Raw genomic sequence first — 13978 nt, forward strand, 5'->3', positions numbered from 1 at the left:
TTGAGCCACGTCAAAGGCTCAAATGCGAATGAATCCGCTCACCTTCGGTTGACGTGCCACGTCAGGTCGCAGGCCGTGCCTCTGTGCGACGCCGTCCAGACGGGCCGAACCGGCGCGGCTCGGCCCCGTCGGGACCACTCAGGCGGGCTTCGCCAGCTTGTCCTCGGTCTTGGTGTCGAAGTCGCTGGCTTCGTGCCGCTCGCGGAGCTGGCTCGCGGGATCGCCCGTCACGCGGTTGACCATGCGGCCCCGCTTCACCGCCGGCCGCTCGAAGAGCTGCTCCGACCAGCGCACCACGTTGGTATAGGTGTGGACCTCGAGGAATTCGCCGGCCTCATAGAGCAGGCCCTTGGCGAGCTGCCCGTACCAGGGCCAGATCGCCATGTCGGCGATGGTATACTCGTCACCGGTCACATAGGGCGTCTCGGCCAGGCGGCGGTCGAGCACGTCCATCTGCCGCTTCACCTCCATGGCGTAGCGGTCGATGGCATATTCGATCTTGGTCGGCGCATAGGCGTAGAAATGGCCGAAGCCGCCGCCGAGGAAGGGCGCCGAGCCCATCTGCCAGAACAGCCAGGACAGCGTCTCGGCGCGGGCAGCCGGCTCCGTCGGCAGGAAGGCGCCGAACTTCTCGGCGAGATAGACGAGGATCGCGCCGGATTCGAACACCCGCACCGGCTTGTCGCCGCTGTGGTCGACGAGGGCCGGAATCTTGGAGTTCGGATTGGCCGCGACGAAGCCCGACGAGAACTGAGCCCCCTCGTTGATGCGGATGAGCCAGGCGTCATATTCCGCGCCGGCATGGCCGAGGGCGAGGAGCTCTTCCAGCATCACCGTCACCTTCACGCCATTAGGCGTGCCGAGCGAGTAGAGCTGCAGCGGATGGCGTCCGACCGGCAGGTCCTTCTCGTGGGTCGGACCGGCGATGGGACGGTTGATATTGGCGAAGCGGCCGCCGCTCGCCTTGTTCCAGGTCCAGACTTTCGGGGGCGTGTAGTCGGATGCGGTCATCGGGGGCTCCAGCGGGGGAGCCGCCGCAGCGGCTCCCGGAAGAGGACAGGGCGCTCAGGCGCCGCGATACTGTTCGTCGGTGACCGGCTCCATCCAGTCGACATGGCTGCCGTCCAGCGCCTCGTGGATGGCGATATGGGTCATGGCGGTCTTCGGCCCGGCGCCGTGCCAGTGCTTCTCGCCCGGCGGGATCCAGACGGTGTCACCGGCGCGAATCTCCTCGATGGGGCCGCCGAGCTTCTGGACGAAGCCTGAGCCGGCGGTGACGAAGAGCGTCTGCCCCAGCGGATGGGTGTGCCAGTTGGTGCGCGCGCCCGGATCGAAGCGGACGACGGCGGCGCGGACCCGGGCCGGCGCCTCGGTCTCGATGATGGGGTCCTGCCAGACGCTGCCGGTGAACCAGGCTGCCGGGGGGCGCCGCGATTCCGTCGCTCCGCAACGCTTGATGTCCATGATGCTCTCCCTGGCCTGTCGTTCGCCGGCGCCTCGTTCACTGTGGCGCCCGGCCGCGACAATATGGTGTCCGCCCGGCGCGGCAAGGGGGCCTCGCCGCATTCCCCATCGTCCCGGATACGCCTTGGACCATGGACCCGTCTTGGCCTAGCATGCGTTCATCGCCATTGGGCGCAGGAAGAGCACGTAGATCCTCCTGAACAAGCCAACGGGAGAAAACGATGCACAAGAGCGCCGAGGAGACCCTGTCCCATCGACCGAGCGGCCTGTCGCGCCGCGGGGCCATGGGCGCCAGCCTTGCCACCATCGCCGCCGTCACGGGTGGCGCCAGCCTCGCGGGCATGCCCCGGACGGCGCTGGCCCAGAGCGCGCCGGCTCCTGCCGCGGCGCCCGCCCGTCCCGCCGGCCCGCAGCCCTTCGACTTTCCCGGCAAGGAGCGCGGGCTGAAACTGCTTGGCGACCGGCCGCTTGTCGCCGAGACGCCGGAGGCCCTGCTCGACGACGACACGACGCCCATCGCCAAGTTCTTCATCCGCAACAATGGCCAGATCCCCGCGGAGATCACTGACCGCGACGGCTGGCGCTTCACCGTCGAGGGTGAGGTGGAGCGTCCGCTCACCCTGTCCGTCGCCGAGCTCAAATCCCGCTTCCAGGCCCAGACCTTCCGCATGGTTCTGGAATGCGGCGGCAATGGCCGCTCCTTCTTCCAGCCGGCCGCCCGCGGCAACCAGTGGACCAATGGCGGCGCCGGCTGCGCCGAATGGACCGGCGTGCGCCTTGCCGACGTGTTGCAGGCCGCCGGCCTGAAACCCACGGCGAAATTCACCGGTCATTTCGGCGCCGATCCGCATCTCTCCGGCGACACCGACAAGGATGCCATCTCCCGCGGCATGCCCATCGAGAAGGCGCTGGAGCCGCATTCCCTCATCGTCTGGCAGATGAACGGCGAGCCGCTGCCGCATATCCATGGCGGGCCGCTGCGCCTCGTCGTTCCGGGCTGGCCGGCCTCGCTCTCGTCCAAGTGGCTGAAGCGCATCCTCGTCCGCGCCACGCCCCATGACGGCCAGGGCATGGGCGGCACGTCCTACCGCATGCCGACCCAGCCGATCATCCCCGGCTCCAATGTCGACGGGAAGACCAACTTCGCCGACATGACCTCCATGCCGCTGCGCGCCATCATCACCGCGCCGGCCAATGGCACCCGCCTGCCGGAGGCGACGCGCCACCTCCCGCTGCGCGGGGCGGCCTGGGCTGGCGATTACGAGGTGGCCAAGGTCGAGGTCTCGGCCGATGCCGGCCAGCGTTGGCAGACCATGACGCTCAGCCGCCCGCGCAACCGCTACGACTGGGTCCGCTGGACCGGCACCGTCGAACTGCCGACGGCCGGCTACTACGAGCTCTGGGTCCGCGCCACGGACTCGCGGGGCATCGCCCAGCCTCATGTGGCCACCAACTGGAACCCGCAGGGCTACGGCGCCAATCCGCTCCACCGCGTCGCCGTTCTGGTGGGCTGACGCATGGCCCGTTCGATCCTTCTGGCCGCCGCCCTCGTGATGATGGCGGTGGCGGGCGATGTCCGTGCCGACGAGAGCCCGGCCGACATGCCGGACTTTCCCGGCCGCGACGAGACCTTCGGCTATTGCATCGGCTGCCACTCGATGAAGGTGGTGGGTCGCCAGGGCATGGACCGCGACCGCTGGGATTCAACGCTCAGCTGGATGAGCGAGAAGCACAACATGCCGGCTCCCGACGCCGAGACCCGCAAGCTGCTGCTGGACTACCTGGAAAAGGCCTATCCCGCGGCCACTCCGGCCCAGGGTGGCGGCTTCGTCGTGCCCTTCGCTCCGCAGCGCTGAGCCTTCAGTCGCTGGTGCGCATCGACCAGGTGGCATGCCGGACGCCCGGCGTGCGGCCGACGGCGGCGATGACCCCCTCGAGTTCGCCGGGCTTGGCGGTGGACGCGGCGAGCACGACGGTCAGCTCCGTCGTCTCGTCCGACAGGTCCTCGGTCGAGGTCTCCCGCACCGCGTAGTTGTGCGCCTCGAGATGGCCCTCGACCACCTCGCGGATGCGCCCGATATCCTCCGAGGACGCCGAGACGTGGAGCTCGTAGGTTGCCTCCGTCGTGGTCTCGTCCAGCGGCTGGCGGTTGATGAGGTTGACCAGCGGCCTCAGCGCCGTGTTGGCGGCAAGGACGAAGAGTGCGATCAGCACCGCCTCGGCGACGAAATCGGCCCCGGCCGTGGCGCCGACCGCCGCCGAGCCCCAGAGGGTCGCCGCCGTGTTGAGGCCGCGGATGTTCAGCCCCTCGCGCATGATGACGCCGGCGCCGAGGAAGCCGACGCCGGAGACCACATAGGCCAGCACATGGGCGGCACTGGCATTGCCGTTGAGCCGCATGCCGATGTCGACGAAGGCGGCAGCGCCCACCGCCACCAGCACATTGGTGCGCAGGCCCGCGGTGCGCTGCCGGAATTGCCGTTCCGCGCCGATCAGCGTGCCCAGCACGAAGGCCGTGGCGAGGCTGATGATGGTGTCGAGAAAGGGCACCAGCTGGAAGGATTGGACGGCGGCAAGGGTCATGGGCGTCAGGTCCGCGGGCAGGGCGCCAGCCTGGGGAAGGTCCCGGGGCGCAGAGGCCGCAGCCGCATGCCCCGAGTCAAGCCGAAAGAGGGCGTGGACAGTCCCGCCCTTGCCGCTGGCCTGTGACCGCGGGATGACGCTCCGGGGCGCTGGCGCTGTTCAGGACGCCTTGAGGCCAGCCTCACCCATCGTCGCCGCGCGCGTCTGGTCGAACCGGCTGAGGCAGCCCGCCAGGGCGTCGGCCTCGACGGGCGGGGAGTAGAAATAGCCCTGGACCAGCACACCGCCGAGCTCGCGCAGCACCTCCAGCTCGCCTGCCGTCTCGACGCCCTCGATGACGCAGTCCAGCTTCATGTCGCGGCTGAGCGCGATGAGCGAGCGGACGATGTTGTGGCTGGCGGCGTCCTGTTCGATGCGGGCGATGAAGCTGCGGTCGATCTTCAGTTTCGTCAGCGGCAGGGAATGCAGCCGGGACAGGCTCGAATAGCCCGTGCCGAAATCATCGATCGAGATGCCGCAGCCGAGATCCCGCAGCTGCAGGACCGAGCGCCTCACCTGGGCGGGGTCGAAGGCGAAGGCGGTCTCGGTGATCTCGAGGTCGAGGCGGCGCGGATCGAAGGCGGACTGGCCGATCACCGCCGTGATCCTGAGGAGGTTTTCCGGCGAGCTGAGGTCCTGGGCCGAGAGGTTGAAGGACAGCCGCAGGGGCGCGGGCCAGGCCGTCGCGGTCTCCAGCGCCTTCTTCAGGAGGATCGTGGTCAGGCGCGACACGAAGCCGCCGCGTTCGGCGACCGGAATGAACTCGCCGGGCGATACCGGCCCGAGGGTGGGGCTGACCCAGCGGGCGAGCGCCTCGAAGCCGATGGCCTGCTCGGTCCTCACGTCGACGATGGGCTGGAAGAGCACCTTGAGCTCGCTCTCGAGGTCCGCCGACCGCAGCGCCTGCTCGATCACGGCATGGCGGCGGATCTCGTCATTATGGGCCTCGGAGAACATCACGACCGACCCACGCTGGCCGCGCTTTGCCTGGTAGAGGGCGTAGTCGGCGCGATACATCAGGTCCTGCGGCGAGTGGATGTGATGATGCTGGGTCGCGATGCCCAGCGACCCCGAGATCTGCACGACCGTGCCGGCGAGGGAGAAATGCCGCGACAGGACGTCGCAGACCTCCTGGCCCCAGGCGAGGCAGTCCTCCTCGCTGGCCTTGGACGTCAGCAGGAAGGCGAATTCGTCGCCGCCGAGCCGGGCGAGGAAGATCCCGTGGGGTGCGCAGGCGGCCTCCAGCCGCCGGCTGACCTCTTGCAGCAGGCGGTCGCCCACGCCGTGGCCGAAGGCGTCGTTCACCGGCTTGAACCCATCGAGGTCGAGAATGCCGACCGCGAGGAACCGGTCCTGCGCCGGGCTGTCATAGGCTTCGGCGAGGCGGGCGAAGAAGGCCCGGCGGTTCGGCAGGTCCGTGAGGCTATCGAGGTTCGCCAGGCGGAAGTTCTCGTTGCCGAGCGCCACGGCCTCGGCCTGCGCCTGAACCATGTGGGTGAAGTGGTTGTAGTTGATGTTCAGGATGATCAGCATCGCCAGCGAGACGAGGCCGACATTGACCGCCGAGGCGATGAAGGTCGGCTCACCCGAGCTGATGAAGAAGCCCACGAACAGGCCGTTGACGATCACCGCCACCGTCAGGCCCGCCGGCCGCAGGTGCATCAGGCAGAAGATGCAGCTGATGACGGTGATGGCCATGTAAAACGCCACATGGGCGCGCGTGTAGGCCGTGCCATAGCCGTAGAGCGAGAGCGACCAGACGGCGAAGCTCAGCGAGATGACGAAGGCAAGCTTGAGCGTGCGGCTGAGCTCAGCCCGCGCCAGTTCTGGCGTCACCTGACCGCCGCGCTGCCGCCACCACATGGCGATCCTGAGGCCGGTGAAGAGCGTCATCACGACGGGCACGCCGATGGTGATCCAGGCCGGCGCATGGGCGATGTGGGTGGCCGCCAGCGCCCAGGTATTCGTCATGAGGATGACGTACATGAGCGGCACCTGCCGCGAGAAGGCGCGGTGCTGCGCGTGGAGCAGATCGGGATCGTCTGGCAATCCCCAGAGCCGGGCGATGGGCTCGATCAGCCGCTCGCGCATAGTCCGTGACACTGTCTCGCCGGTCTGGTGTCCCGGAACACTCATCGATCGCTGCCCCCGCCGGCCGAGTCATCGAGAAGACGCCAGCAATCGCCGTGCGGCCGTGAAACCGGCCGCTACAAACGATTACAGGAGTACCGTGCAGGCAATCTGTTTTCTTTACGTTAAGGATGCTTCTACTGCGCCAGGGCCTCGACCGGATCGAGACGCGCCGCCGACCGTGCCGGCAGGAAGCCAAAGACGAGGCCGATGAGGCTGGAAAAGCCGAAGGCCAGGACGATGGATAGCGGCGAATAGATCAGCGAGAAGGCCGGTACGAGGGCGTTGAACACGATCCCGAAGCCGAGCGCCACCAGGATGCCGGCCACCCCGCCGATGAGGGTGATCAGCACAGCCTCGATCAGGAACTGTTCGAGAATGTCGCTGGCGCGGCCACCGACCGCCATGCGGACACCAATCTCGCGTGTGCGCTCCACCACCGAGACCAGCATGATGTTCATCACCCCGACGCCGCCGACGATGAGCGAGATCACCGCGATGGCGGCGATGAGCAGGGCGAGGGTCTCGGTGGTCGAGGTGATGGTCTGGCGGATGTCGTCGGTGTTGAGGACGAAGAAGTCCTTGCGGCCATGGCGCTGCTCCAGGAGGCGCGTCGCGGCCTCGAGGGCCCGGTTCGTCGGGGTCGTATCGGCGACGCGGACGATGATGCTCCGCAGCGCCGGGTCGCCGAGGAAGCGCGCCTGGACCGTGGTGTAGGGCAGATAGACCGTCAGGCTCTGGCTGGAGCCGAACCCGCTCTGCTGGCGCCGCGTGATGCCGATGATGCGGCAGGGCACCTTGCCGATGAGCACAATCGTGCCGATGGCCGAGGCGGTGCCCATCGGGAAGAGCGTCTTCGAGGTGTTGTCGTCGATGACCACTTCCTGGACGAGGGACCGAACGCTGTCGGCATCGAAGAACTGCCCCTCGCTGAGCCGCGTTCCCTTCACCGTGAAGTACTGGTCGCCGACGCCATTGACCATCACGGTGGCCTCGGTCGCACCCAGCCGCACGGTGGAGGAGGTGGAGACGGTCGGCGTGACCGCGGCGGCGAAGGGCTGCTGTTGCAGGGCGCGGGCATCGTCCAGCACCAGTGTCTTAATGCGGCCGGAGCGCACGTCGCCGAAATCGGTGCCGGGGAAGATCTCCAGCGTATTGGTGCCGAGGTTCGAGATGTTGGCGAGCACGCGCTCGCGCGATCCCTGGCCGAGCGCCACGACGCAGAGCACCGAGGCGATGCCGATGATGATGCCGAGCATGGTCAGGAACGAGCGCAGGCGGTGGGCATTCATGGCGATCAGCGCCATGCGCGCCGCCTCGCCGAAGCTCGCGATCCGCGCCAGCCAGCCCCGCCGCTGGCCGGCGCCCCGCGGGCGGTTCGCCGTCACCGGCTCTGCCGTAGTCTCTGTCCGCCGGTCTGCAACAATGTCGCCGTCGCTGATCTCGATGATCCGCCGCGCATGGGCCGCGACGCCCGGGTCATGGGTCACGATGATGACGGTGTGTCCCTCGGCGTTCAGCTCCTTGAGGATCTCCAGCACCTCGCCGCTGGTCTGCCGGTCGAGGGCCCCGGTCGGTTCATCCGCCAGGATCACCTCGGCCCCGTTCATCAGCGACCGGGCGATCGAGACGCGCTGCTGCTGGCCGCCGGAGAGTTGGTTCGGCCGGTGGGCCAGCCGCGCCCCCATGCCGAGGCGCGACAGTAGTTCCTTCGCCCGGCCCTCGCGTGCGCCCCGCGAGCGGCCGCCATAGATGGCCGGAATCTCGACGTTTTCCAGCGCGTTCAGCTCGTCGAGCAGGTGATAGCGCTGGAAGATGAAGCCGAAATGCTCGCGGCGAAGATCGGCCCGCTCGTCAGGCGTCATGCCGGCGACGCTTCGTCCGGCAATGCGATAGTCGCCGCTGGTCGGCCGGTCGAGGCAGCCGAGGATGTTCATCAGCGTCGACTTGCCCGACCCCGACGCGCCGATGATCGCGACCATCTCGCCGGCTTCGATGGTGAGGTTGATGTCCTTGAGCGCGGCGAAACTGTCCTCGCCGGTGCGGAATTCCCGGCGGATATGGGTGAGGACGAGCAGCGGCTCCGCCATGGTCAAAGCCCTCCGCCCGGCGGGCCCATGCCGGGCCGCCCGGCCGGCGCTTCGCTCGCCGCACGCCGGCCGATGACCACGCGTTCGCCGGCGGACAGGCCGGTGGCGATTTCCGCCGTCACCTTGTTGTCGATGCCGACCCGGACCTCGCGCGGCTGGGGACGGCCGGCGTCATCGAGGACCTGGACGGTCGCGGTGCCGTCCGGGCCGCGCGTGACGATGGCGGCGGAGGGCACGGTGACCACGCCCTTCGCCTCCGCCAGCACCACCACGACCTGCGCGGTCATGTAGGTGCGCAGCACGCCGTCATCGTTCGGCACCCGGAACTGGCCGTAGTAGTAGATCGCCGAGGATGTCGACGAGGTGCTCGACGAGGTCGTGGTCGAGGTGGTGAAACTGCTGTCGGTCTTCACCGATTCCGGCGCCGGGTCGATGGTCTCGATCCTCCCCTCGAAACGCCGGGCCGTGTCCCCGAGAATGGTGAAATAGACCGGCATCCCCGGCTTCACCCGGATGACATCAGCCTCCGAGATCTCGGCCCGCACCTGCATGGCGGACAGATCGCCGAGCACGACGAGAGTGGGGGCGGACTGGACGGCGTTCACCGTCTGGCCCTCCTGCGTGACGATGGCGAGGACGGTGCCGTCGATCGGGGCGGTGATGCGGGTGTAGCCGAGATTGACCCGCGCAATGTCGAGGCTGGCTTCCGCTTGGGCAATCTGTCCGTCGAGATTGGCGATCTGGGCCTTGAGCGTCTTCACCGAGCTTTCGGCCGTCTCGAAATCGGCCCGCGACGTGGCGGTCTGGGTCAGCATGGTGCGCTGGCGGGTCAGCGTGAGCTCGGCATAGGAGAGGCTCACGGCCTTCTCGTCGCGCTGGGCGCGCACGCTCTGCAACGAGGCCTCGGCGCTGCGCAGGCTGTTCTGCTGGGACGTTGAATCGATCTCCGCCACGAGGTCGCCGCGGGCTATCCGCTGCCCGGGCGTGACCGCGAGCCGCGTCACGCGCCCCGAGACCTGGGCGCCGACGGCGACGAGGCGCACCGGCCGTACGGACCCGCTGGCGAGAACCGTCTGCTCCACCGAGCCGACGGTCGCGGCCGCGGTGATCAGCGTGTCGGCCGCCGGCTGCCCGAAGCGGCGATGACCCACATAGGCCGCGGCGAGGGCCGCGATGACGAGCATGAGCACGAAAAGGCGCTTCAAGACGTGTCTCCCTGGGACCGCGGTCAGTCGCGGGGGGCGGGCCGGGTGGCAAGCCGCGGGCCGGTGTTGCTGTCGACCACCCGCGCGCGCGCGGCGTCGATCTCGCCGGCCCAGCCGCCGCCCAGCGCCTTGCCGAGCGCGACAAAGCTCGTGGCGGCGAGTATGCGGCTCTGCAGCAGGTTGTCTTCGGCGTCGTAGAGCGACCGCTCGGCGTCGAGCACATCGAGGAAGCTCGACGAACCGCCGGCGTAGCGGATGCGGGCGAGCCGCGCCGCCTCGCGATAGCCGCGCGCCGCCGTGTCGAGATGGCCGGAGCGAAGGCGCTGCTGGGCAAGCCCCACGAGGGCGTTCTCGACGTCTTCGAGCGCTGCGAGGATGGCGCCGTGATAGGCGGCGTGGGACTGGTCGCGCAGCGCCTGCTCCACGGCCACCGCAGCCCGCCGCCGCCCGGCATCGAAGATCGGCACGGTCACCGAAGGCCCGAAGGACCAGGCCAGCGACGAGGCATTGGCGAGATCGCCGACGCGCACCCCGCTGGTCGCGAGGGTGCCGCTCAGCGTCACGGAGGGATAGAGCGCGGCCTCGGCCTGGCCGATGAGGGCCGTTGCCTGGGCGAGCTTGCGTTCGGCCTGGCGCAGGTCGGGCCGGTTGCGCAGGACGTCCGCCGGAAGGCCGGGGGGCAGAGGCCTGCGCGGCGCCGGAATGGTCGCGTCGCGCCGCATCCGGGCGACCACGGCCTCCGGGCCGCGGCCCAGCAGGACGCCGAGCCTGTGGGCTGACTTGGCGAAGGAGGCTTCCAGCGTCGGCACATTGGCCTGGGTGCTGGCGGCGAGCGCCCGGGCCTTGGCGAGATCGACCGGCGAGGAGGCGCCGGCATCCACCTTGGCCCTCGTCAGCTCCGCCGTCTCGCGCTGGCTCGCGGTGGTGCGCCGGGCCAGCGCCGCGCGAGCGAGATAGCCGCGCGCCTCGATATAGTTCTGGGCGACATCCCCGACGAGTGTCAGAAGCGTCGCCCTGAGGTCTTCCTCGCTCGCCTCCGCGCTGCGCGTCGCCGCCTCGAGGCTGCGGCGGTTGGCGCCGAACAGATCGAGCTCCCAGCTCGCGTCGAAGCCGGCCTGGTAGAGATTGCTGGAGACATTGGCGCCGCTGGCCGAGGCGCTGGTGCGGCTATGGGTCGACGCGGCGCTGCCATCGACCGACGGCGCAAGGGCGGCGGCGGTCTGCAGGCGCGTCGCACGGGCCTGGCGCACCCGCGCCTTGGCCTGCTCGACATCCAGGTTGTTGGCCACCGCCTCGGCGATGAGCGCGTCGAGCACGGGGTCGCCGAAGCGTTTCCACCAGCCATCGAGCGAAGCCGCCGTCACCGAGGGCCCCGATCGCGCGTTGAGGTAGCGCCCCGGGAGGGCCGGCTCAGGAGCGCGATAGTCGGGTCCGACGACGCAGCCGCCCGCCAGCAGGCCCAGCGACAGCAGGGCAAGGGACCGCCATGAACGGGGGAGGGGGCGCACTGTCAGAAACACAGTGAAACATTTGTAAACTGCATAGTTTCTTTAATCACGGGACTCGGCTATGGTCAATTGTGCCCCTGGATGGCGGGGGATCACGATCTGGTCAGCGGCATGAACGACGTCCCATCACCGACGCCCCGGCGCGGCCGGCCGAAATCGCTCAGTGATGCCCACCAGCAGGATCGTGCCCTCGGCGCCCTGCGCCGGGTCCTGGCCGAGCGGGGCTATGCCGGCACGACCATGGACATGGTGGCCGCCGCCGCGGGCCTGTCGAAGAAGACGCTCTATGCGCTGTTCGACAGCAAGGAGAAGCTGTTCGGCGCGCTGGTGGACCGGCATCGCGCCAGCATTCTCGACCTGCCGCGTCCGCCCTCGGACCGGCCGCTTGCGGAGGAGCTCGCCGCCATCTTCCGGCTCGACGCCGACCCCGCCGATGTCGAGGAGCGGCAGGCGGTGATGCATCTCATGCTCGCCGAAGCCCGCCGCCATGCCGAATTGCTCCCGGTGCTGAGCGCCCATGGGCCGCTGACGGCGGAGGCCTTGCTGGCGGAGTGGTTGCAGCGCGAACAGGAGAGGGGGCGCATTGCCGCCAGCGATCCGCGGGACCTCGCCGCCATCCTCCTCGGGCTGGTCTTCGGTGTCCTCGCCCCGCGGCCCCTTGCGCCCGCACCGATGGATTTTTCCTCGCGTCGCCGCATGGCGCTGCTCGCCATCGACGTCTTTCTCAACGGCGCTGAGGCGCGGGGAGGCACGGCCTGACGGGATCGCTCCGCCGGCCCCGGCCGCACGCGGCAAAAATTGCCCGGTACCCGGCAGAATATTCCTAGATAACTATATGAAAAAAAACGACTTTTGCCAAAAATTCTGCGCCTGCTTTTCGCGCCCCGTCCGTTTCAGTGTCAGGTGGCCCCATGACCGGCTCGCCACCAACGACCAGACGGGAGAATCGTCGTGTCACTCGTGGCGGCAGCAGCGGAAGCACGGATCACCAAGGCGCCTGTCATGACCGAGCGTGACGGCCCGGACGGACCGGCCGGCATCAACCCGATGCCCGCCTTCCGTCGTCCGCCCGATGCCGACGACTTGCTGCTGCGGCGGATCGGCCATGGCGACGAGACCGCGTTCCGCGAGCTCGTCGAGCGTCATATCGACCGCTCCTACGCTCTGGCCCTGCGCATCCTCCAGCAGCCCGCCGATGCCGAGGACGTGGTGCAGGAGACTCTGGTCAAAATCTGGAACAGCCGGGGCAGCTGGGAGGAGGGCCGGGCCCGCTTTTCCACCTGGCTCTACCGCGTCGTCACCAACCGCTGCCTCGATCTTCGCCGCCAGCCGCGCACCGAGCCGATCGAGGCGGCCCCCGAGGTCGCCGACGCCCAGCCGGACGTGCTAACCGCCCTGCAGCGCCACGAGGTGAGCGACCTGCTCCAGCGCGCCATTGACCGGCTGCCGGACCAGCAGCGGGTGGCGATCATCCTGTCCTATTTCGACGATCTCTCGAACAGCGAGATCGCCGAGGTCATGGAGACGACCGTCTCGGCAGTTGAATCCCTGCTGAAGCGCGGACGGCAGGCTCTTCGCAAGCTTCTCAATCGCGCCGAGCGCGACATCCGCCAGTCGTTTACTGACGATTAACCATAAATCGACGTGCGATCATCGATCGACCGCCTGTTTTGTCGGGGGCGATCCGTTCAAGCACCAGACGCGGATGGCCGCGTTGCAGCGCCTCAACGCATGAGGCGACGCCCAGGTCTTGCGAGGAGCCCGTCCCATGCCGGTCATTTCCACCAACATCGCCGCCAATTCCGCGGTCCGCTATCTCAACGTCAATTCCGCCGACCAGACCTCGTCGCTGTCGAAGCTCGCCAGCGGCTCGCGCATCTCGCAGGCCTCCGACGATGCCGCCGGTCTTGCCATCTCCACCCGCATCACCTCGGACGTGACGACCCTCACCCAGGCCGCCACCAATGCCTCGCACGGCATCTCCGTGCTGCAGACCGCCGATGGTGGCGCCGCCAACATCTCCGACATCCTGCAGCGCATGAAGGCGCTGGCCTCGCAGTCCGCCTCGGGCACCGTCACCGACAACGAGCGCACCTATATCGACGCCGAGTTCTCGCAGCTGACCGAGGAAATCAACGGCATCTCGGAGTCGACCCGCTACAACGGGCAGAGCCTGCTGGACGGCTCCAGCGCCTTCGCCAACGGCGTCTCGGTCATGGTCGGTTCGGACGCCTCCGACACGATCACCGTCTCCATCGCCAAGCTGACGGCCGAGGCGCTCGGCATCACCGCGGCGGAGGACGAGGCGGCGGCCGATCTCGTCGGCGGCACCACCGGTTTCGATGCCAGCGCCGGCGACGTGTCCTTCAAGGTCAACGGCACCACGGTGACGCTCGCCGATGACGGTGGCACCAACAGCGACGGCATCTATTCCGCCGACGACATCGCCGACGCGATCAATGCTGCGCTGGGCTCGACCAGCACGGTCACTGCCAGTGTCGATTCCACCACCGGCGCCCTGACCCTGTCGAACAGCGCGACCGGCTCGTCGTCCTCGATCAGCCTCACCGACTTCACCGGCCTGTCGGCCTCCGATCTCGGCTTCGACACGACGTCGAGCGTCGGCCGCGACAAGGGCGACACCCTGTCGGTCGCCAAGCAGGACGGCGCCAGCGCCGCGCTCGAGGCCCTCGACAAGGCGATCAACACCGTCTCCAAGGCCCGCGCCGACATCGGCGCGACGGAATCCCGCTTCGCCTTCCGGTCGGAATCGATCGCTACCAGCATCGAGAACCTCTCGGCCGCCAATTCGGCCATCGAGGACGTCGATGTCGCCTCGGAATCCGCCAAGCTCGCCTCGGCGAAGGTGAAGACCCAGGCCGCCGTCGCCGCCGCCTCGCAGGCCAGCCAGATGCCTCAGGACCTCCTGAAGCTGTTGCAGTGAGCGCTGACACCTTTC

12 protein-coding genes and 1 pseudogene are annotated in these 13978 nt (G+C 68.6%); 6 read left to right on the forward strand and 7 right to left on the reverse strand.

Annotation, left to right across the window (positions count from 1 at the left end):
* Positions 1–138: 138 nt before the first annotated feature.
* Positions 139–1011: a glutathione-dependent disulfide-bond oxidoreductase gene (gene yghU / locus C8P69_RS01230; protein ID WP_108174039.1), complete on the reverse strand. Its 873-nt coding sequence runs from the start codon at positions 1009–1011 to the stop codon at positions 139–141.
* A gap of 54 nt (positions 1012–1065) precedes the next feature.
* Entirely contained in the window at positions 1066–1464 is a 399-nt protein-coding gene (locus C8P69_RS01235; RefSeq protein WP_108174040.1) for a (R)-mandelonitrile lyase, read from the reverse strand.
* A gap of 221 nt (positions 1465–1685) precedes the next feature.
* Between C8P69_RS01235 and C8P69_RS01240 the strand changes: the two genes are divergently transcribed.
* Positions 1686–2978 (forward strand): sulfite oxidase, encoded by a 1293-nt coding sequence (locus tag C8P69_RS01240; protein ID WP_108174041.1) that lies wholly within the window; start codon positions 1686–1688, stop codon positions 2976–2978.
* A gap of 3 nt (positions 2979–2981) precedes the next feature.
* The gene (locus C8P69_RS01245) at positions 2982–3320 is read left to right on the forward strand and encodes a hypothetical protein (protein WP_108174042.1); all 339 of its coding nucleotides are present in this window, start codon (positions 2982–2984) and stop codon (positions 3318–3320) included.
* A 4-nt stretch (positions 3321–3324) separates the two neighbouring features.
* Here the strand turns inward: C8P69_RS01245 and C8P69_RS01250 are convergent, their stop codons facing one another.
* From C8P69_RS01250 to C8P69_RS01270, 5 genes are all read right to left on the reverse strand, one after another.
* On the reverse strand, positions 3325–4047 hold the full coding sequence (locus C8P69_RS01250; RefSeq protein ID WP_108174043.1) for an MgtC/SapB family protein: 723 nt from the start codon (positions 4045–4047) through the stop codon (positions 3325–3327).
* A gap of 159 nt (positions 4048–4206) precedes the next feature.
* Positions 4207–6222 (reverse strand): putative bifunctional diguanylate cyclase/phosphodiesterase, encoded by a 2016-nt coding sequence (locus C8P69_RS01255; protein ID WP_245901820.1) that lies wholly within the window; start codon positions 6220–6222, stop codon positions 4207–4209.
* A gap of 131 nt (positions 6223–6353) precedes the next feature.
* Positions 6354–8306, reverse strand: coding sequence for a MacB family efflux pump subunit (locus C8P69_RS01260; RefSeq protein WP_108174045.1), 1953 nt, complete (start codon positions 8304–8306; stop codon positions 6354–6356).
* Between the two features lie 2 nt (positions 8307–8308).
* Positions 8309–9490 carry an efflux RND transporter periplasmic adaptor subunit gene (locus C8P69_RS01265; protein WP_108174553.1) on the reverse strand — a complete coding sequence of 394 codons (1182 nt, stop codon included), beginning with the start codon at positions 9488–9490 and terminating at the stop codon, positions 8309–8311.
* Between the two features lie 44 nt (positions 9491–9534).
* Complete coding sequence (locus C8P69_RS01270) at positions 9535–11019, reverse strand: efflux transporter outer membrane subunit (RefSeq protein ID WP_108174554.1); 1485 nt, start codon at positions 11017–11019, stop codon at positions 9535–9537.
* A 111-nt stretch (positions 11020–11130) separates the two neighbouring features.
* Here C8P69_RS01270 and C8P69_RS01275 point away from each other — a divergent pair, with 111 nt between their 5' ends.
* The 4 genes and pseudogenes from C8P69_RS01275 (at position 11131) to C8P69_RS24535 (ending at position 13963) form a co-directional block, all read left to right on the forward strand.
* The gene (locus tag C8P69_RS01275) at positions 11131–11778 is read left to right on the forward strand and encodes a TetR/AcrR family transcriptional regulator (RefSeq protein ID WP_170118086.1); all 648 of its coding nucleotides are present in this window, start codon (positions 11131–11133) and stop codon (positions 11776–11778) included.
* A 192-nt stretch (positions 11779–11970) separates the two neighbouring features.
* Positions 11971–12651, forward strand: a complete 681-nt coding sequence (locus C8P69_RS01280; RefSeq protein WP_245901821.1) for an RNA polymerase sigma factor — start codon at positions 11971–11973, stop codon at positions 12649–12651.
* A gap of 136 nt (positions 12652–12787) precedes the next feature.
* Positions 12788–13301: pseudogene (locus C8P69_RS24530) on the forward strand (flagellin N-terminal helical domain-containing protein); the annotation flags it as partial.
* A 104-nt stretch (positions 13302–13405) separates the two neighbouring features.
* Positions 13406–13963: a flagellin gene (locus tag C8P69_RS24535; RefSeq protein ID WP_425440737.1), complete on the forward strand. Its 558-nt coding sequence runs from the start codon at positions 13406–13408 to the stop codon at positions 13961–13963.
* Positions 13964–13978: the final 15 nt, after the last annotated feature.

Origin of the sequence: Phreatobacter oligotrophus (assembly GCF_003046185.1) — a bacterium.
Taxonomy (GTDB): Bacteria; Pseudomonadota; Alphaproteobacteria; order Rhizobiales; family Phreatobacteraceae; genus Phreatobacter; species Phreatobacter oligotrophus.